We start from the raw sequence: 19,219 nt of genomic DNA, 5'->3' as shown, positions 1-19,219 counted from the left end.
ATGCACCTTTTCAGCGATTTTATGAGCTTGGGAAATATGCAATAAAATCAAGATTTTATGATTAAAAAAGCACAATTCGCCAACAAACCGTACACAGGTTATCCACAGATGCTCAGGTCACCGGAGTGTCGACCACAACAGGCTCTGGCGGCAGCGAACCCATTGCCCGTTGCTGCGCTTCATTCCACGCCTGAGCGCGGTCATTCAGCGCTGCAATGGCACGTGGGCCTTCACCTTCTGCGTACATCGGTTCGCCAATCACCACGGTGATGATGCCTTCGCGCTTGGCCCATCCGGTCTTTGGCCAGAACTTGCCGGCGTTATGGGCAATCGGCAGCACGGGCAAGTTGGCGTTGACTGCCAAAGCCGTACCCCCGCGTGAGAACTTGCCTACGGTGCCGTAGGGCACGCGAGTCCCTTCCGGGAAGATCAGTACCCACACGTTATCCTTGAGCAGTTCATCGCCCTTCTTGGCCACGTGCTTGAGCGCTGCCTTGGGGTTGTCGCGGTCGATGGCGATCGGACGCAACATGGCCATGGCCCAGCCGAAGAACGGCACATACAGCAACTCACGCTTGAGCACCTGGCTCAACGGCGAGAAGTACGCCGAGAGAAAGAACGTCTCCCAAGTGCTCTGGTGGTTCGACAGAATCACGCACGGCTGGTCCGGGACATTTTCCGCGCCCCTGATCTCGAAGCGGATGTTCAGGAACACCTTGGTCAGCCACAACGCGCAGCGGCACCAGTAAACGTTGATGAAGCGGTAGCGCGCCTTGAACGGCAAGAAGGGCGCAATAAAAAAGCTCAGGGTGCACCAGAGAAACGAACTGGTGCCCAACAGCAGGTAAAAGAAAAAGGTTCTGATGGCCTGCAAAATCGACATGGCGGCATTTACCGTTGCGGGACAACGCCCGCCTGTTAAAAGCGCACTCCCGAACAGTCCTTGGTCAGGAAGTCGAGGGCGGCTAGTTGTTGATAAGTTCTGCGGCAACGGCCGCCAGATCGTCAAAAATCAAGGTGCCTACCGGCAGGTTTTTCGCCTGGGTCTTTTCGCCTTTCCCGGTCTTGACCAAAACTGGCTGAGAGTCGACGGCTTTGGCCGCCTCCAGGTCACCGAGGCTGTCACCGACGAACCATAGCCCAGCCAAGGGCACCTTGTAATGTTCTGCAATGGTTTTCAACATGCCAGGCTTGGGTTTGCGGCAATCGCAGCCCTCATCCGGCCCGTGGGGGCAGTACACCACCAGCCCCACCTCACCGCCCTGCTCGGCCACCAGTGCACGCAGGCGTGCGTGCATGGCGTCCAGGGTGGCGATGTCGTAGTACCCGCGAGCAATTCCGGACTGGTTGGTGGCGATCGCCACCGTCCAGCCGGCTTTGCTCAACTGCGCGATGGCCTCGATGGAGCCGGGCAGTGGAATCCATTCCGCCACCGACTTGATGTAAGCGTCGGAGTCGTAGTTGATCACCCCGTCCCGATCGAGAATCAGCAGTTTCAACATGGTCAGCTCAGCGTCGAAATGTCAGCGATGTTGACGAACAAGCCACGCAGGCGCGCCAGCATGGCGTAGCGGTTTTTCCGCACGCCGGCATCGTCGGCATTGATCATCACCGCTTCGAAGAACGCATCCACCGGCTCACGCAAGGTGGCCAGGCGCGCCAATGCTTCGGCGTAGTTGCGCTCAGCGATCAGCGGCTTCACCGCGTTTTCCGCCTTGGCGATGGCCGAGTTCAGCGAGAACTCCTTGGCATCGGCAAACAGGCCAGGGTCGACGTCAGCGTTGCCCAGGCCTTCGGCCTTGCTCAGCAGGTTCGACACACGCTTGTTCACGGCGGCCAGGGCGTCGGCTTCCGGCAGTTTGCGGAACGCCTGCACGGCTTGTACGCGCTGGTCGAAGTCCAGCGCCGAACCCGGCTGCAGGGCACGTACCGACAAGTACACCGACACGTCCACGCCTTCGTCTTCGTAACGCGCACGCAGGCGGTCGAACACAAACTCCAGCACTTGCTCGGCCAGGCCGGCCTGTTTGACCTTGGCACCGAACTGGCCGACCGCGAACACCACGGCCTGGGTCAGGTCGAGGTCCAGCTTTTTGTCGATCAGGATACGCAGCACGCCCAGGGCCGCACGGCGCAGGGCATACGGGTCTTTGCTGCCGGTTGGCAACATGCCGATACCGAAGATACCCACCAGGGTGTCCAGCTTGTCGGCGATGGCCACGGCTGCACCGGTCAGGGTGCTTGGCAATTCAGCGCCGGCACCGCGCGGCATGTACTGCTCGTTCAGGGCCAGTGCCACGTCGTCCGGCTCGCCGTCGTTGAGGGCGTAGTAGTAACCGGCTACGCCTTGCATCTCCGGGAACTCGCCGACCATCTCGGTGGCCAGGTCGCACTTGGACAGCAGGCCAGCGCGGGCAGCCCAGGCGGAGTCACCACCAATGCGCGGCGCAATGTAGGCGGCCAGCTTGGAAACCCGCACAGCTTTGTCGTAGACGCTGCCGAGTTTTTCCTGGAACACCACGTTCTGCAGGCGCAGGTTGAAGTCTTCCAGCTTCTGTTTCTTGTCTTGCTTGAAGAAGAACTCGGCGTCGGTCAGGCGCGGGCGCACGACTTTCTCGTTACCGGCGATGATCTGCTGCGGGTCCTTGCTCTCGATGTTGGCCACGGTGATAAAGCGCGGCAGCAATTTGCCGTCCACGTCCAGCAGGCAGAAGTACTTCTGGTTGTCCTGCATGGTGGTGATCAGGGCTTCCTGCGGCACGTCGAGGAAACGCTCCTCGAACGAGCACACCAGCGGCACTGGCCATTCAACCAGCGCGGTCACTTCGTCGAGCAGGCTTGGCGGCACGATGGCGGTGCCCTCCTGCAGGCGGGCCAGTTCTTCGGTGCGCTTGCTGATCAGCTCGCGACGCTCGTTGGCATCAGCCAGCACATAGGCAGCGCGCAGATCGTTGAGGTAGTTGGCCGGCGAAGTGATACGTACCGCTTGCGGATGATGGAAGCGGTGGCCACGGGAGTCACGGCCGGCCTTCTGGGCGAGGATGGTGCAGTCGATGACCTGGTCACCGAGCAGCATCACCAGCCATTGGGTTGGGCGTACGAACTCTTCCTTGCGTGCACCCCAGCGCATACGCTTGGGGATCGGCAGGTCGTTCAACGAATCTTCGACGATGGTTGGCAGCAGGCTGGCGGTCGGCTTGCCCGTGATGACCTGGCTGAACCGCAGTTTCGGGCCGCTCTGGTCGATCTCACTCAGTTCCACGCCACACTTCTTGGCGAAACCCAGGGCGGCCTGGGTCGGGTTGCCTTCGGCGTCGAAAGCGGCCTGGCGCGGTGGGCCGTCGAGGTTGATGCTGCGGTCCGGCTGCTGGGTTTCCAGTGCGGTCAGCAACACGGCCAGGCGGCGCGGCGCGGCATAGACTTTTTTCGCGGCGAACTTCAGGCCGGCGGTTTGCAGGCCCTTTTCGATACCGGCCAGGAACGCATCGGCCAGGGTGTTCAGTGCCTTGGGTGGCAGCTCTTCGGTGCCCAGTTCAACCAGGAAATCTTGAACACTCATTGTGCAGCCTCCAGCTTAGCCAACACTTCATCACGCAGGTCCGGGGTGGCCATCGGGAAGCCCAGCTTGGCGCGAGCCAGCAGGTAGGCTTGGGCGACGGAACGCGCCAGGGTGCGTACACGCAGGATGTATTGCTGGCGCGCGGTTACCGAGATGGCACGGCGCGCGTCCAGCAGGTTGAAGGTATGGGAGGCCTTCAACACCATTTCATAGCTTGGCAACGGCAGCGGCTGGTCGAGCTCGATCAGGCGCTTGGCTTCGCTTTCGTAGAAATCGAACAGTTCGAACAGCTTGTCGACGTTGGCGTGTTCGAAGTTGTAGGTGGACTGCTCCACTTCGTTCTGGTGGAACACGTCGCCGTAGGTGACCTTGCCGAACGGGCCGTCAGCCCACACCAGGTCGTAGACCGAGTCCACGCCCTGCAGGTACATGGCCAGGCGCTCGAGACCGTAGGTGATCTCGCCGGTCACCGGGTAGCACTCGATACCACCGGCCTGCTGGAAGTAAGTGAACTGCGTCACTTCCATGCCGTTGAGCCAGACTTCCCAGCCCAGGCCCCAGGCGCCCAGGGTCGGCGATTCCCAGTTGTCTTCGACGAAACGGATGTCGTGGACCAATGGGTCCAGGCCCACATGCTTGAGCGAGCCCAGGTAGAGTTCCTGGAAGTTGTCCGGGTTCGGCTTCAATACCACCTGGAACTGGTAGTAGTGCTGCAGACGGTTCGGGTTTTCGCCGTAGCGGCCGTCAGTCGGGCGACGACTGGGCTGCACATAAGCGGCGTTCCAGGTTTCCGGGCCGATGGCCCGCAGGAATGTAGCGGTGTGGAAAGTGCCGGCGCCTACTTCCATATCGTAGGGCTGAAGTACCACACAACCTTGCTCGGCCCAGTATTGCTGGAGGGCGAGGATCAAGTCTTGGAAGGTACGCACGGCTGGCGTAGGCTGGCTCACGAAATTCACCTGTTACTTGGGCTGCGATTTAAAGAGCGGGAGTATACCCGATTCGGCCCCGCCACCACTCCCTGGAGCCTTATGCCACGCTGCTTTTGGTGTTCTGAAGATCCGCTGTACATGGCTTATCACGATCAGGAGTGGGGAACGCCGCTGCGCGATGCGCAGGGTTTGTTCGAGTTGCTTTTGCTCGAAGGGTTCCAGGCGGGCCTGTCCTGGATCACCGTTTTACGCAAACGCGAGCATTATCGGAAGGTCTTGTTCGGGTTTGATGCGCAGCGGTTGGCCCAACTGAGCGACGCCGAGATAGACGCGCTGATGCTCGATCCGGGCATCGTGCGCAACCGCCTGAAGCTCAACGCCACTCGGCGCAACGCCGCTGCCTGGCTGGCGCTGGAGGACCCGGTGGGTTTGCTCTGGTCCTTCGTCGGCGGCAAACCCAAGGTCAATCACTTCAAGGACCGCAGCGAAGTCCCGGCGATCACGCCCGAAGCCGAAGCCATGAGCAAGGCCCTGAAAAAAGCCGGTTTCACCTTCGTCGGGCCGACCATTTGCTACGCCTTCATGCAGGCCTCGGGCATGGTCATGGACCACACTCAGGATTGCGACCGTTACGCGGACTTGGCCAACGCCGGTTAGAATGCGCGCTTTGCGCACCACACACGATCAGGAGTGACCTGTGGAAAAGTTTAAAGGCGCCTTGCTGGTAGGCGCTCTGAGGTTGTTTGCCCTGCTGCCCTGGCGCGCTGTCCAGGCGGTTGGCACGGCCATCGGCTGGATCATGTGGAAAACCCCCAACCGCTCCCGTGACACGGTGCGGATCAACCTCTCCAAGTGCTTCCCGGACATGGACCCGGCTGCCCGTGAGCGCCTGGTCGGCCAGAGCCTGATGGACATCGGCAAGTCCCTCACCGAAAGCGCCTGCGCCTGGATCTGGCCGGCCCAGCGCTCCATCGACCTGGTACGTGAAGTCGAAGGCCTGGAAGTGCTGCACGAAGCCCTGGCCTCGGGCAAAGGCGTGGTCGGCATCACCAGCCATCTGGGCAACTGGGAAGTGCTCAACCACTTCTATTGCAGCCAGTGCAAGCCGATCATTTTCTACCGCCCGCCCAAGCTCAAGGCGGTGGATGAACTGCTGCGCAAGCAGCGCGTGCAACTGGGTAACCGCGTGGCCGCGTCGACCAAGGAAGGCATCCTCAGCGTGATCAAGGAAGTGCGCAAGGGCGGCCAGGTGGGGATTCCCGCCGACCCGGAGCCGGCCGAATCCGCCGGGATCTTCGTGCCGTTCTTCGCCACCCAGGCGCTCACCAGCAAGTTCGTGCCGAATATGCTTGCTGGCCACAAGGCGGTGGGCGTGTTCCTGCATGCACTGCGGCTGCCGGATGGCTCGGGCTACAAGGTGATTCTGGAAGCGGCGCCGGAAGACATGTACAGCACCGATACCGCCACGTCCTGCGCGGCGATGAGCAAGGTGGTGGAACGTTACGTCGGTGCCTACCCGAGCCAGTACATGTGGAGCATGAAGCGCTTCAAGAAACGCCCGCCGGGTGAAGAGCGCTGGTACTGATTCAAGATCAACGCAAAACCAATGTGGGAGGGGGCTTGCCCCCGATAGCGGTTGCTCAGTCAAATATGTATCGACTGACACACTGCCATCGGGGGCAAGCCCCCTCCCACATGTAAGTCTTGCTCAGGCTTGGCGATCGAGTTTTTTCAGGAACACGGTCATCTCTTTCTCTGCCTGCTTGTCGCCGTGAGCAAGCGCCGCTTCTATCCCCTTCTCCCACGCCAGCCGCGCCGCTGCACGATCTTCCAACCCCAACAGCGCCTTGCCCAACAACTTCCACGCCGCCGAATACTTCGGGTCGAACTCGACGCACTTGCTCAAATGCTCCGCTGCCTTGGCGTTGTCCTTCAGATCCAGATAACCCTTGCCCAAGCCAAACCGCAGCAGGGCGTTATCCACACCCTTGGCGAGCATTTTCTCCAGGGATTCGAGCATGCCGTTCACTCCATTCGATCAGAAAAAGCTCAACCCCACGTGGAACAGCTTCTCCACATCGCGGATATGTTTCTTGTCCACCAGGAACAGAATCACATGGTCCCCGGTTTGGATCACCGTATCGTCGTGGGCAATGATCACCTCTTCGTCACGGATGATCGCGCCAATGGTGGTACCCGGCGGCAAGCCGATATCGCGGATGGCCTTGCCGATCACCTTGCTCGACTTGGAGTCGCCATGGGCAATCGCCTCGATGGCTTCCGCCGCACCACGGCGCAGGGAGTGCACGCTGACGATATCGCCACGGCGTACGTGGGCGAGCAAGGTGCCGATGGTGGCCAGTTGCGGGCTGATGGCGATGTCGATATCACCGCCCTGGATCAGGTCCACGTAGGCCGGGTTGTTGATGATGGTCATCACCTTCTTTGCGCCCAGCCGCTTGGCCAGCAACGACGACATGATGTTGGCTTCGTCATCGTTGGTCAGTGCCAGGAAGATGTCGGCGTCGGCGATGTTTTCTTCCATCAGCAGGTCGCGGTCCGAGGCGCTGCCTTGCAGTACGACGGTGCTGTCCAGGGTGTCGGACAAATGCCGGCAACGTGCCGGGCTCATCTCGATGATCTTCACCTGGTAGCGGCTTTCGATGGCTTCGGCCAGACGCTCACCGATCTGCCCACCGCCGGCGATGACGATGCGCTTGTAGGTCTCATCGAGACGGCGCATTTCGCTCATCACCGCGCGAATATTCGCCTTGGCGGCGATGAAAAACACTTCGTCGTCGGCCTCGATCACCGTATCTCCCTGGGGCAGGATCGGACGGTCACGCCGGAAAATCGCCGCGACGCGGGTTTCCACATTCGGCATATGCTCGCGCAACTGGCGCAGTTGCTGGCCCACCAGCGGGCCGCCGTAGTAGGCCTTTACCGCGACCAGTTGCGCCTTGCCGCCGGCAAAGTCGATCACTTGCAGAGCACCCGGGATTTCGATCAGGCGCTTGATGTAGTGGGTTACCACCTGCTCCGGACTGATCAGTACGTCTACCGGAATCGCATCGTTGTCGAACAGCCCGGCGCGAGTCAGGTAAGCCGCTTCGCGTACGCGGGCGATCTTGGTCGGCGTGTGGAACAGGGTGTGGGCCACCTGGCAGGCGACCATGTTGGTTTCGTCACTGTTGGTCACGGCCACCAGCATGTCGGCGTCATCCGCACCGGCCTGGCGCAGCACGGTCGGGAACGAGGCGCGGCCTTGGACGGTGCGGATGTCGAGGCGGTCGCCGAGGTTGCGCAGGCGCTCGCTGTCGGTGTCGACCACGGTGATGTCGTTGGCTTCGCTGGCCAAATGTTCGGCCAAGGTGCCACCAACCTGCCCTGCCCCAAGGATGATGATTTTCATCCGGTCACTCCCTTTAACCCGTTCAGCCGCGCGCGGCGGCGATCTTGATCAGTTTGGCGTAGTAGAAGCCATCGTGTCCGCCTTCTTGCGCGAGCAACTGGCGGCCGTGGGGCTGCTTGATGCCAGCGGCGGTGGCGAGGTCCAGCTCCCGTGCACCGCTGGTGCGGGCGAGGAAGGCTTCGATCACCTCGGTGTTTTCCGTCGGCAAGGTGGAGCAAGTGGCGTAGAGCAGGATGCCGCCGACTTCCAGGGTCGGCCACATCGCGTCGAGCAACTCGCCCTGCAGCACGGCCAGGGCGGCGATGTCATCGGGTTGGCGGGTGAGCTTGATGTCCGGGTGGCGACGGATTACGCCGGTGGCGGAACAGGGTGCATCGAGCAGGATGCGCTGGAAGGGTTTGCCGTCCCACCACGTAGCGGTGTCACGGCCGTCGGCGGCAATCAGCTCGGCGCTGAGGCCCAGGCGCGCCAGGTTTTCACGCACGCGCACCAGGCGCTTGGCTTCCAGGTCGACGGCGACGACACCGGCCAAGTCCTTTTCGACCTCCAGAATGTGACACGTCTTACCGCCTGGCGCGCAGCAGGCGTCGAGGACGCGTTGGCCCGGTGCCAGGTCGAGCAGGTCGGCAGCCAGTTGTGCGGCCTCGTCCTGCACGCTGATCCAGCCTTCGGCAAAGCCCGGCAGGTTGCGCACATCGGTGGCCGCTTCGAGCACGATGCCGTCGACGCTGTACACGCAGGGCGTGGCATTGATGCCGGCGGTAGTGAGCAATTGCAGGTAGGCATCACGGCTGTGGTGACGGCGGTTGACCCGCAGGATCATCGGCGGATGCGCATTGTTAGCCGCGCAGATGGCTTCCCACTGTTCGGGCCAGAACGCCTTCAGGGATTTTTGCAGCCAGCGCGGGTGAGCGGTACGCACCACCGGGTCATGTTCCAGCTCGGCCAGCAGCGCTTCGCTTTCGCGCTGGGCGCGGCGCAGCACGGCGTTGAGCAGAGCCTTGGCCCAGGGCTTTTTCAGTTTGTCGGCGCAACCGACCGTCTCGCCGATGGCTGCGTGGGCCGGCACACGGGTGTAGAGCAACTGATAGAGGCCCACCAGCAGCAGCGCTTCCACATCGGCATCGGCGGCCTTGAACGGCTTCTGCAGCAACTTGGTCGCCAGTGCCGACAGGCGTGGCTGCCAGCGCGCGGTGCCGAAGGCCAGGTCCTGGGTGAAACCGCGATCGCGGTCTTCGACCTTGTCCAACTGGGTCGGCAATGAACTGTTCAGCGACGCCTTGCCGTTGAGGACGGCGGCGAGAGCCTTGGCGGCAGCCAGACGTGGGTTCATTGGGCCGTCCCGAGGATGGTGCCTACAGCAAATTTCTCACGACGGCTGTTGAACAAATCACTGAAATTAAGCGCCTTGCCACCCGGCAATTGCAGACGGGTCAGGCACAGCGCCTGCTCGCCGCATGCGACCAGCAGGCCGTCCTTGCTGGCGCCGATGATTTCACCTGGAGCGCCTTTGCCCTCGGCGAGTTTGGCGGCCAACACTTTTACGGCTTCGCCATTGAGGGTGCTGTGGCAGACCGGCCAGGGGTTGAAGGCGCGTACCAGGCGTTCCAGCTCCACGGCCGGGCGGCTCCAGTCGATACGCGCTTCGTCTTTGTTCAGTTTGTGGGCGTAGGTGGCCAGGCTGTCGTCCTGGACTTCGCCCTCCAGGGTGCCGGCGGCCAGGCCGGCGATGGCCTGGATCACGGCGGGCGGGCCCAGTTCGGCGAGGCGGTCGTGCAGGCTGCCGCCGGTGTCTTCGCCGGTGATCGGGGTGGTGACCTTGAGCAGCATCGGGCCGGTGTCCAAGCCCGCCTCCATGCGCATCACGGTTACGCCGCTTTCGCTGTCGCCGGCTTCCACGGCACGTTGGATCGGCGCCGCACCGCGCCAGCGTGGCAGCAGCGAGGCATGGCTGTTGATGCAGCCCAGGCGCGGGATATCCAGCACCACTTGCGGCAGGATCAAGCCGTAGGCTACGACCACCAACAGGTCAGGCTTCAGTGCTGCCAGCTCGGCTTGGGCTTCGGTATTACGCAGGGTCGGCGGCTGCAGCACGGGAATATTGTGCTCCAGCGCCAGCTGCTTGACCGGGCTTGGCATCAGTTTTTGCCCGCGACCGGCCGGGCGATCCGGCTGGGTGTACACCGCGACGATGTCATAAGGGCTGGCAAGCAGGGCCTTGAGGTGTTCGGCGGCGAATTCTGGAGTGCCGGCAAAAACAATGCGCAGTGGCTCGGTCATGGGAGGTCTCGGTTAAAAGCAGTCACAAAAGAAAAAGGCTTGCCGCAGCAAGCCTTTGGAAGAAGGGCATCAAGCTTGCTGGCGATGCTTTTTTTCCAGCTTCTTCTTGATCCGGTCGCGCTTGAGCGTGGACAGGTAATCGACAAACAGCTTGCCGTTGAGGTGGTCGCATTCGTGCTGGATGCACACCGCCAGCAGGCCTTCGGCAATCAGCTCGAACGGCTTGCCGTCGCGGTCCAGGGCCTTGATCTTCACGCGCAGCGGGCGCTCGACGTTCTCGTAGAACTCGGGCACCGACAGGCAGCCTTCCTGATACTCGCCCATCTCGTCGGTCAGCGGTTCGAACTCGGGGTTGATGTACACCATCGGTTCGCTGCGATCTTCCGACAGGTCCATGACCACGACACGCAGGTGTACGTTGACCTGGGTCGCGGCGAGGCCGATGCCCGGGGCTTCATACATTGTTTCAAACATGTCATCGACCAACTGACGAACCTTGTCGTCCACTACGGCCACCGGCTTGGCGATCGTGCGCAAACGCGAGTCGGGAAATTCGAGGATGTTCAAAATAGCCATAAGCGTAATTGCTGCACATGTGAGGTAAAGGCAAATCGGCGTTGGGATGGACCCAGACAGCCGGTGTGAAACGCCCCGAAGCCGCGAAGGCCCTGGCATTTCACGCGAACGCACATAATAAAGGAGATTCACCCCATGAGGAAATCGCTACTCGTCTTGCTGCTGTGGGCCCCGTTTGCCATGGCCCTGCTGCCCCAGCCCGTCCAGCGCCTGGATCAATCGACACAACAGGCCATCCAGCGCTTTTTACTCCACAACCGCATTCTTGATTCGCCACAGGATCTGGACAGCGCGCCGTACATTGTTGCCGCTGATGCGGGTCGAGTGCTGGGGGGCAACGGTGAGCGGGTGCATGCCAGGGGCAACCTGGATCCTTCCCAACCCCATTACGGAATATTCCGACGCGGCAAGGTCTACACCGACCCGCAGACCCAAGAACTACTGGGCATCAACGCCGACGATATCGGCACTGCCCGCTTCGTCACGGCTGGCGACCTCACCACCCTGGCCGTGCAGCGAGTGACCCAGGAGGTGCGCCCGGGTGACCGCTTGCTACGCGCGCAATCTCCTGTCGATCCGGCCATCCTTGAGGTTATTTCAACGGCACCCTTCATCGAAGGGCACATCATCGATATCCCCAAGGGTGTCACCCAGATCGGCGTGCTCGATGCTGTCACCCTGAACAAAGGCCGCCGTGACGGCCTGGTCGAAGGCCAACTGCTCAGCGTGATCAAGGCTGGCGCCACCGTGCGCGACAGCCTCACCGGCACGCCGACCCGACTCCCCGATGAACGTGCCGGCACCCTGCTGGTATTTCGCACCTACGAAAAGCTCAGTTACGGCCTGATCCTCAATGCCTCGCGACCACTGGCGGTGATGGACCGTTTCGAGACTGCGCATCAAACACAATGAATAGGTTGCTAAATAAGTTACCAACAGAGTTATCCACAGCTTGTTCCGGTCAAGGATGATCAAATGAATTCGATAAACAGTCATGAAATATCCCCGTCAGAACTGGAAGCCCGACTACGCTTGCACAGGCTGCCGGAACTGGGCCCCAAGCGTTTTCGCTTATTGATCGAAGCGTTCGGCTCTGCGTCAAAGGCCATCAGTGCTCCCGCCAGTGCCTGGCGTTCGCTCGGGTTGCCGGCCATCAGCGCCGATGCCCGGCGCAGCCATGAAATCCGCGAGGGCGCCAGCGCGGCATTGGCCTGGCTGGGGTGCCCTACCCAGCATTTGCTGATGTGGGACCAACCGGAGTACCCCGCACTGCTCGCCCAGATTGACGACGCGCCGCCGCTGTTGTTCGTCGCTGGTGACCCTCTGATCCTGGAAAAACCGCAACTGGCGATGGTGGGAAGCCGCCGCGCATCCCGTCCTGGCATGGACACTGCCGCTGCATTTTCCCGCAGCCTGGCGAGCGCGGGTTTTGTCATCACCAGCGGCCTGGCCTTGGGTATTGACGGCGCCGCCCATCAAGCCGCATTGGACGTGGGCGGCCAGACAATCGGCGTCCTCGGCACCGGGCTCGAAAATTTTTATCCACAGCGCCACCGACGGCTGGCGGCGGCGATGATTGACCAGGGCAGCGCCGTGGTTTCCGAGTTTCCGCTGGACGCCCCGCCTCAGGCCGGCAACTTTCCCAGGCGTAACCGCATCATCAGCGGGCTGTCCCTTGGCGTATTGGTGGTGGAGGCGAGCATGGCCAGTGGTTCGCTGATTACGGCCAAGCTGGCGGCCGAGCAGGGCCGTGAGGTGTACGCGATTCCGGGCTCCATCCATCATCCCGGCGCCAAGGGTTGCCATCAGTTGATTCGCGACGGTGCGGTATTGGTGGAGACCATCGAGCACATTCTTGAAGGCTTGCGCGGCTGGCAGGCGCTGTCCCGTCCGGCGCCGATGCCGGTGACCCATCCGCTGGTAGCGCTGCTGCACGCGGCGCCGCACACCAGTGAAGCGCTGGCGATTGCCAGCGGGCGGCCGTTGTCCCAGGTGTTGGCGACGCTTACGGAGCTGGAGCTTGAAGGCCAGGTCATCTGCGAAAGCGGGCGCTGGCTTGCGCGCTGCTAGGTTTTGTAACGAAGATCGGTAAACTGCGCAGAGCTTTAGTCTGGAGAGTGAACAATGGTCAACCGGTGGCGTGTGCTGGAAACCGCACGAGAAATTCGCGCAGGCGCAGTGATTGCCTACCCAACCGAAGCGGTTTGGGGCCTGGGCTGCGACCCGTGGAACGAAGAAGCAGTGGACCGTTTGCTCGCCATCAAGAATCGCTCGGTGGACAAGGGCCTGATCCTGGTGGCGGACAGCATCCGCCAGTTCGACTTTCTCTTCGAAGACTTCCCGCAGGAATGGATCGACCGCATGGCCGCCACCTGGCCCGGGCCGAATACCTGGCTGGTGCCCCATCAGGACTTGCTGCCGGAATGGGTGACAGGTGTGCATGACACGGTGGCGCTGCGGGTGACGGACCATCCGCTGGTGCGGGACTTGTGCTCGCTGGTGGGGCCGTTGATTTCCACCTCGGCCAACCCTCAGGGTCGCCCGGCTGCGCGTACGCGGATTCGCGTGGAGCAGTACTTCCGTGGCCAGGTGGACCTGGTGTTGGGCGGCGCCCTGGGTGGGCGCAAGAACCCCAGCCTGATTCGCGACCTGGTGACCGGCGAGGTTGTGCGGCCTTCCTGAGACCGAGGGCGGCCATCGCGGGCAAGCCCGGCTCCCACACCTGATCCGCGTCTTTCATGACAACGCGGTCAAGTGTGGGAGCCGGGCTTGCCCGCGATGAGGCCCTTACAGACTCCAGATATCGGTTGCCTTACGGCAGCAGAATGGTCGACCCCGTCGTGCGCCGTGCCGACAACTCAGTCTGCGCCTTGGCTGCCTCTGCCAGCGAGTACCGCTGGTTGATATCAATGCGCACCTTGCCGCTCTTGATCATCGAGAACAGGTCATCGGCCATCGCCTGCAGGTTCTGCGGGTTGTTGGCATAGGTCGCCAAGGTCGGCCGGGTGACGTACAGCGAACCCTTGGCCGACAGGATCCCCAGGTTCACCCCATCCACCGCGCCCGACGCATTGCCGAAACTCACCACCAGCCCGCGGGGCGCTACGCTGTCCAGCGAGGTCAGCCAGGTGTCCTTGCCGACGCCGTCATACACCACCGGGACTTTTTTGCCGTCGGTCAACTCCAGCACGCGCTGGGCGACGTTTTCCTTGCTGTAGTCGATGGTTTCCCAGGCACCGAGGGATTTGGCCAGGGCGGCCTTTTCCGGCGAGCTCACCGTACCGATCAGCTTGACGCCCAGGGCCTTCGCCCACTGGCACGCCAGGGAGCCTACGCCGCCGGCAGCTGCGTGGAACAAGATGGTTTCACCGCCTTTGAGTTCATAGGTCTGTCGCAGCAGATACTGCACGGTCAGGCCCTTGAGCATGGCACCGGCGGCCTGTTCGAAGCTGATATCGTCCGGCAGGTGCACCAGGTTGGCGGCGGGCAACACATGCAGTTGGCTGTAGGCGCCCAGCGGGCCACTGCCGTAGGCCACGCGATCGCCGACTTTGAATTGGGTGACTTCACTGCCGACGGCATCGACCACGCCGGCGCCTTCTGCGCCCAGCCCCGATGGCAAGGCCGGCGGCGCGTACAGGCCGCTGCGGAAATAGGTGTCGATGAAGTTCAGGCCGATCGCCTCGTTACGCACGCGAACCTGCTGCGGGCCAGGCTCGGCCGGCGTGTAGTCCACATACTCAAGCACTTCGGGGCCGCCATGGGCGCTGAACTGGATACGTTTGGCCATCTGCACTTCTCCTGGGTTCGAATCGCGTAGCCCCCTATCGGACTCCTAAGCTTGATCTTCGTCAACTGCGACGCACATGGGTGCGGTGTTATCCTGTGCGCCCATTTGCCGCCGACGCCCAATGGCCTCGCGTAGCTTTGCCCGATTCAAGGTGATGCCATGACTACCCGCACCGAGGCTGTAAAGGCCTACCTGCTTGACCTGCAAGACCGCATTTGCAGCGCCCTGGAAACCTTCGAGACGGACACTCGCTTTATCGAAGACGCCTGGACCCGGCCTGCCGGCGGCGGCGGTCGCACCCGTGTGATCGAGAACGGTACGGTGATCGAAAAAGGCGGCGTTAACTTTTCCCATGTGTTTGGCAGCGGCCTCCCTCCTTCTGCCAGTGCGCATCGGCCCGAGCTGGCCGGTCGCGGTTTCGAGGCCCTGGGCGTGTCGCTGGTGATCCACCCGCACAATCCTCATGTGCCGACGTCCCACGCCAACGTGCGGTTTTTCATCGCAGAAAAAGAAGGCGAAGAACCGGTGTGGTGGTTCGGCGGTGGCTTCGACCTCACGCCTTACTACGGCAACGAAGAAGACTGCATCCACTGGCACCGGGTGGCCGAGCAGGCCTGTGCGCCGTTCGGTCCTGACGTGTATTCGCGCTACAAAGCCTGGTGCGACACTTACTTCCACATCAAGCACCGCAACGAACCGCGCGGTATCGGCGGCCTGTTTTTCGATGACCTGAACGAGTGGGGCTTCGACACCTGCTTCGCCTTCATCCGTGCCATCGGCGATGCCTACCTCGACGCCTACCTGCCGATCGTGCAGCGCCGCAAGGCCATCGCCTACACCGAGCAACAGCGCGAATTCCAGGAATTCCGCCGAGGCCGCTACGTTGAATTCAACCTGGTCTACGACCGTGGCACCTTGTTCGGGTTGCAATCGGGCGGGCGTACCGAGTCGATCCTGATGTCGCTGCCGCCGCAAGTGCGCTGGAGCTACGACTGGAAGGCCGAGGCCGGCAGCGAAGAAGCACGCCTCACCGACTACTTCCTGCAAGACCGTGACTGGCTTGGCCTTGACGCACCCAAGGCGGCTGTCTGATGGACCGTTATGTCGTCTTCGGCAACCCCATCGGCCACAGCAAGTCGCCGCTGATCCACCGCATGTTCGCCGAGCAGACCGGCGAGCAACTGGACTACAGCACACTGCTGGCGCCCTTGGATGATTTCACCGGCTGTGCCCGTGAGTTCTTTCTGCAGGGCCGTGGCGCCAATGTCACCGTGCCGTTCAAGGAAGACGCCTACCGACTGGCCGACACCCTGACCGAGCGCGCCCAACGTGCCGGTGCGGTGAATACCTTGAGCAAGCTGGCAGACGGCAGCCTGTTGGGCGACAACACCGATGGCGCCGGCCTGGTGCGCGATCTCACCATCAACGCCGGGCTGAGCCTGCAAGGCAAACGCATCCTGCTGCTGGGCGCGGGTGGTGCGGTGCGTGGCGCGCTGGAACCGTTGCTGGCCGAGCAGCCGGGCTCGCTGATCATCGCCAACCGCACCGTGGAAAAGGCCGAATTGCTCGCCGAGCTGTTCGACGACCTGGGCCCGGTATCTGCCAGCGGTTTCGACTGGCTGCGTGAGCCGGTGGACGTGATCATCAACGCCACGTCCGCCAGCCTGTCAGGCGATGTACCGCCGATTGCGGGTAGCCTGATCGAGCCGGGCAAGACCTTTTGCTACGACATGATGTACGCCAAGGAACCGACCGCGTTCTGCCGTTGGGCGACGGAGCACGGTGCAGCGGTGGCGATGGATGGCCTGGGCATGCTGGTGGAACAGGCGGCGGAAGCCTTCTACCTGTGGCGCGGCGTGCGCCCGGATTCGGCGCCTGTATTGGCTGAACTTCGCCGCCAGTTGATCTGACACTGATCCAAATGTGGGAGGGGGCTTGCCCCCGATGAGGGAGTGTCAGTTGATACATCCATGGCTGACACACCGCTATCGGGGGCAAGCCCCCTTCCACATTGTTGATCGTTTTCAGTCTTGGAACTGGATGGGGCAATTGTCGGCCCCTTCCAGCTTTCTCAACTCTTCCACCACCTGCGGCCTGGCCCGGCGCAGCGTCAAACTGCGGCCCAGCCCACGCAAGCGCCGAGCCTCCTGGTGCAGCATCTCCACCCCTGAATAGTCGATAAAGTTGATCTGCTGCGCCTCGATCACCACCCGCTCGCCCTGCAGGCTTTGCAGACGCACTTGCAGGTAATGGCTGGCGCCGAAAAAGATCGAGCCGCCCACGCGCAGCACATCCTCATCGCCATCTCGCCACTGTTGTACCCGTGGCTGGGAGGTGCGCTTGAGGTAGAAAAACAGCGACGCCAGCACCCCTGCATAAATGGCGGTTTGCAGCTCCAGCAACAAGGTGGCCACACACGTCAAGCTCATCACCACAAACTCGGCGCGACTGACGCGGAACAGCGCACGAATGCCGCGACGGTCCACCAGCCCCCAACTGATCAGCAAGATGCTCGCGGCCATGCTCGGGATCGGGATATGGGCGATCAGGGCCGCGCCAAATAACGCGAACAACGCCACCCATAACGCGGAAAACACCCCGGCCAACGGCGAGCAGGCGCCCGCCTCGTAGCTGAGGCCGGAACGTGTGAACGAGCCGGCTGACAGGTAGCCGGAGAAAAATCCGCCCACGATATTGGATAGACCCTGTGCACGGACTTCCTGGTTGGCGTCGAGCAATTGCTGTGAGCGCGCCGACAACGAGCGGGCAATCGACAGGCTGGTCACCAACCCGAGCATGCCCACCGCCACGGCGCTCGGCAGCAGGCGCAGGAGCATGTCCAGGTCCATCGGCAACGGGCTGAACGGCGGCAGTTTGCCCACAAACGAACTGACCAGCGCTACGTGCCCGAACATCGCTGGCCACAGCCACGCCACCAGGCTGCCAAGTGCCAGCGCAATCAACAGCGTTGGCCAGCGAGGCACCAGGTACTTGAGCAGCGCGCCGACCAGCAACGTGCAAAACCCCAGTAAGAGGGACGCGTGGTCCCATTCGCCGCTGTGATGGATCAGTGCCAACAAGCTATTGATGGCGGTGGCCTGGCTTGGCAGATCCAGCCCCATCAGGTTGGGCAACTGGCCGAGGGCGATCACCACGGCGGCACCCAAGGTGAACCCGAGCACCACCGAGTGCGATACAAAATTTACCAACGCGCCGAAGCGCAGCATGCCCAACAGCCACTGGAAAACGCCGGCGAGGAAGGTCAGCAGCAGGATCAGGGTGATGTAGTCCTGTGACCCCGGCACGGCCAATGGACTGACGCTGGCGTACAGCACAATGGAAATCGCCGCCGTGGGCCCGCAGATCAAGTGCCAGGACGAACCCCAGAGGCAAGCGATCAGTACTGGGATGATCGCGGCGTACAGGCCGTACTCGGGTGGGAGACCGGCAATCAGCGCGTAGGCAATCGACTGTGGCAGGGCGAGGACTGCGCCACTGAGGCCGACGATTGCATCCCGGCCGACGCTGGCACGGGTTTGGCGCGGGAGCCAGCTGAGGAAGGGAAAGAGTGTGTGGCGGTTGGGCCGGGGCATCGCGGACTCGGATCGGAAGGTTTGCATCAGAGTATCAGTACACACAGGGCCTATGTGGGAGGGGGCTTGCCCCCGATGAGGGTGTGTCAGTTGATACATCCATGGCTGAGACACCGCTATCGGGGGCAAGCCCCCTCCCACATTTGAATTGCATCAGGCCTCAGAGTCTGGCTTTAACTGCAGGGAGTGCGTCTTTACCGTCCAGTGTTTTTACACCCTCAAGCCACTTATCCAATACCGCCGGATTGGCCTTGATCCACGCCTTCGCCGCATCGGCGTTGCTGACCTTGTTGTTGGCGACCTCGGCCATGATGCCGTTCTCCATCTCCTGGGTAAAACTCAGGTTGGTCAGCAGTTTTCCTACGTTCGGGCAGGCCTGTGCGTAACCCTTGCGGGTCAAGGTATACACGCTGCCAGTGTCACCAAAGTATTTCTCGCCACCCTTGAGGTAGCGCATTTTCAACTGCACGTTCATCGGATGCGGGGTCCAGCCGAGGAAGGTGACGAATTTCTGTTTCTTCACCGCTCGCGACACTTCGGCCAGCATCGCCTGTTCGCTGGACTCGACCAGCTTCCACTGGCCCAGGTCGAAGTCGTTCTTCTTGATGATTTCCTGCAACGAGATATTTGCCGGCGCGCCGGAGCCGATGCCGTAGATCTTCTTGTCGAACTTGTCGGCAAACTTGTTCAGGTCGGCAAAATCATGCACCCCGGCGTCCCACACATAGTCGGGCACAGCGAGAGTGAACTCGGTGCCGTCGAGGTTTTTCGCCAGTTGCACCACATCGCCATTGGCCACGAACTTGTCGTAGAAGCCTTGCTGCGCCGGCATCCAGTTGCCGAGGAACACGTCCACCTGGCCGTCCTTGAGCCCGCCGAAGGTGATTGGCACCGCCAGGGTGTCCACCTTCGGTTTGTAGCCCATGCCGGTCAGCAGGAAACCGGCGATGGCGTTGGTGGCTGCGATATCGCTCCAGCCCGGATCGGCCATTTTTACCGTTTCACAACTGGCGTCCGCGTACACGTTGGCGCTGGTCAGTACCAACAGGCTCAACATCACAGTCAACTTTTGCATGG

The 19,219-nt window shown here is 61.9% G+C and carries 19 protein-coding genes; 7 read left to right on the top strand and 12 right to left on the bottom strand.

Annotated features, from left to right (window positions below; translation table 11 throughout):
- Window positions 1-112 precede the first annotated feature (112 nt).
- The 4 genes from BM017_RS04325 to glyQ form a co-directional block, all read right to left on the bottom strand.
- The gene (locus BM017_RS04325; protein ID WP_092241494.1) at window positions 113-883 is read right to left on the bottom strand and encodes a lysophospholipid acyltransferase family protein; all 771 of its coding nucleotides are present in this window, start codon (window positions 881-883) and stop codon (window positions 113-115) included.
- Between the two features lie 82 nt (window positions 884-965).
- The gene (gene gmhB / locus BM017_RS04320; protein WP_170856039.1) at window positions 966-1,502 is read right to left on the bottom strand and encodes a D-glycero-beta-D-manno-heptose 1,7-bisphosphate 7-phosphatase; all 537 of its coding nucleotides are present in this window, start codon (window positions 1,500-1,502) and stop codon (window positions 966-968) included.
- A gap of 2 nt (window positions 1,503-1,504) precedes the next feature.
- The gene (gene glyS / locus BM017_RS04315; RefSeq protein WP_071490895.1) at window positions 1,505-3,559 is read right to left on the bottom strand and encodes a glycine--tRNA ligase subunit beta; all 2,055 of its coding nucleotides are present in this window, start codon (window positions 3,557-3,559) and stop codon (window positions 1,505-1,507) included.
- Entirely contained in the window at window positions 3,556-4,509 is a 954-nt protein-coding gene (gene glyQ / locus BM017_RS04310) for a glycine--tRNA ligase subunit alpha (RefSeq protein WP_003187265.1), read from the bottom strand. The genes glyS and glyQ overlap by 4 nt, the downstream gene beginning before the upstream one ends.
- An 81-nt stretch (window positions 4,510-4,590) precedes the next feature.
- Here glyQ and BM017_RS04305 point away from each other — a divergent pair, with 81 nt between their 5' ends.
- Both BM017_RS04305 and BM017_RS04300 read left to right on the top strand, forming a co-directional pair.
- Entirely contained in the window at window positions 4,591-5,148 is a 558-nt protein-coding gene (locus BM017_RS04305; RefSeq protein ID WP_071490896.1) for a DNA-3-methyladenine glycosylase I, read from the top strand.
- A 40-nt stretch (window positions 5,149-5,188) separates the two neighbouring features.
- Window positions 5,189-6,076, top strand: coding sequence for a lysophospholipid acyltransferase (locus BM017_RS04300; protein ID WP_071490897.1), 888 nt, complete (start codon window positions 5,189-5,191; stop codon window positions 6,074-6,076).
- A 123-nt stretch (window positions 6,077-6,199) separates the two neighbouring features.
- On the opposite strand, the gene BM017_RS04295 is transcribed toward BM017_RS04300, so the two are convergent.
- The 5 genes from BM017_RS04295 to def all read right to left on the bottom strand — a co-directional run bounded on the left by BM017_RS04295 (window position 6,200) and on the right by def (window position 10,759).
- Window positions 6,200-6,511 (bottom strand): hypothetical protein, encoded by a 312-nt coding sequence (locus tag BM017_RS04295; protein ID WP_071490898.1) that lies wholly within the window; start codon window positions 6,509-6,511, stop codon window positions 6,200-6,202.
- A gap of 18 nt (window positions 6,512-6,529) precedes the next feature.
- Complete coding sequence (trkA, locus tag BM017_RS04290; RefSeq protein ID WP_071490899.1) at window positions 6,530-7,903, bottom strand: Trk system potassium transporter TrkA; 1,374 nt, start codon at window positions 7,901-7,903, stop codon at window positions 6,530-6,532.
- A 22-nt stretch (window positions 7,904-7,925) separates the two neighbouring features.
- Entirely contained in the window at window positions 7,926-9,236 is a 1,311-nt protein-coding gene (gene rsmB, locus BM017_RS04285) for a 16S rRNA (cytosine(967)-C(5))-methyltransferase RsmB (RefSeq protein ID WP_092241493.1), read from the bottom strand.
- Window positions 9,233-10,183, bottom strand: a complete 951-nt coding sequence (fmt, locus tag BM017_RS04280) for a methionyl-tRNA formyltransferase (protein WP_092241492.1) — start codon at window positions 10,181-10,183, stop codon at window positions 9,233-9,235. Before fmt ends, rsmB begins: the two co-directional genes overlap by 4 nt.
- A 69-nt stretch (window positions 10,184-10,252) precedes the next feature.
- Window positions 10,253-10,759, bottom strand: a complete 507-nt coding sequence (gene def / locus BM017_RS04275; protein ID WP_029290229.1) for a peptide deformylase — start codon at window positions 10,757-10,759, stop codon at window positions 10,253-10,255.
- Between the two features lie 135 nt (window positions 10,760-10,894).
- Here def and BM017_RS04270 point away from each other — a divergent pair, with 135 nt between their 5' ends.
- The 3 genes from BM017_RS04270 (at window position 10,895) to BM017_RS04260 (ending at window position 13,441) form a co-directional block, all read left to right on the top strand.
- Window positions 10,895-11,671: a peptidoglycan-binding protein gene (locus tag BM017_RS04270; protein ID WP_092241490.1), complete on the top strand. Its 777-nt coding sequence runs from the start codon at window positions 10,895-10,897 to the stop codon at window positions 11,669-11,671.
- A gap of 63 nt (window positions 11,672-11,734) precedes the next feature.
- A complete protein-coding gene (dprA, locus tag BM017_RS04265) occupies window positions 11,735-12,829 on the top strand; it encodes a DNA-processing protein DprA (RefSeq protein WP_092241488.1) in 1,095 nt (364 codons plus the stop codon).
- A gap of 54 nt (window positions 12,830-12,883) precedes the next feature.
- Window positions 12,884-13,441: an L-threonylcarbamoyladenylate synthase type 1 TsaC gene (locus BM017_RS04260; RefSeq protein ID WP_071490904.1), complete on the top strand. Its 558-nt coding sequence runs from the start codon at window positions 12,884-12,886 to the stop codon at window positions 13,439-13,441.
- A 130-nt stretch (window positions 13,442-13,571) separates the two neighbouring features.
- On the opposite strand, the gene BM017_RS04255 is transcribed toward BM017_RS04260, so the two are convergent.
- On the bottom strand, window positions 13,572-14,549 hold the full coding sequence (locus BM017_RS04255) for a quinone oxidoreductase family protein (RefSeq protein WP_071490905.1): 978 nt from the start codon (window positions 14,547-14,549) through the stop codon (window positions 13,572-13,574).
- A 159-nt stretch (window positions 14,550-14,708) separates the two neighbouring features.
- Here BM017_RS04255 and hemF point away from each other — a divergent pair, with 159 nt between their 5' ends.
- Entirely contained in the window at window positions 14,709-15,641 is a 933-nt protein-coding gene (gene hemF, locus BM017_RS04250) for an oxygen-dependent coproporphyrinogen oxidase (protein ID WP_092241486.1), read from the top strand.
- Window positions 15,641-16,459 carry a shikimate dehydrogenase gene (gene aroE, locus BM017_RS04245; protein ID WP_092241484.1) on the top strand — a complete coding sequence of 273 codons (819 nt, stop codon included), beginning with the start codon at window positions 15,641-15,643 and terminating at the stop codon, window positions 16,457-16,459. Before hemF ends, aroE begins: the two co-directional genes overlap by 1 nt.
- 114 nt (window positions 16,460-16,573) lie before the next feature.
- On the opposite strand, the gene BM017_RS04240 is transcribed toward aroE, so the two are convergent.
- Together BM017_RS04240 and choX are read right to left on the bottom strand one after the other, a co-directional pair.
- A complete protein-coding gene (locus tag BM017_RS04240; protein ID WP_092242369.1) occupies window positions 16,574-18,142 on the bottom strand; it encodes a SulP family inorganic anion transporter in 1,569 nt (522 codons plus the stop codon).
- Window positions 18,143-18,302: 160 nt separating this feature from the next.
- Window positions 18,303-19,217: a choline ABC transporter substrate-binding protein gene (choX, locus tag BM017_RS04235; protein ID WP_092241482.1), complete on the bottom strand. Its 915-nt coding sequence runs from the start codon at window positions 19,215-19,217 to the stop codon at window positions 18,303-18,305.
- Window positions 19,218-19,219: the final 2 nt, after the last annotated feature.

The sequence above is a fragment of the Pseudomonas sp. NFPP04 genome (assembly GCF_900113815.1).
Taxonomy (GTDB): Bacteria; Pseudomonadota; Gammaproteobacteria; order Pseudomonadales; family Pseudomonadaceae; genus Aquipseudomonas; species Aquipseudomonas extremorientalis.
Note: the sequence above shows the minus strand (reverse complement) of the source record. Positions and strands in the feature narration are given on the sequence as shown.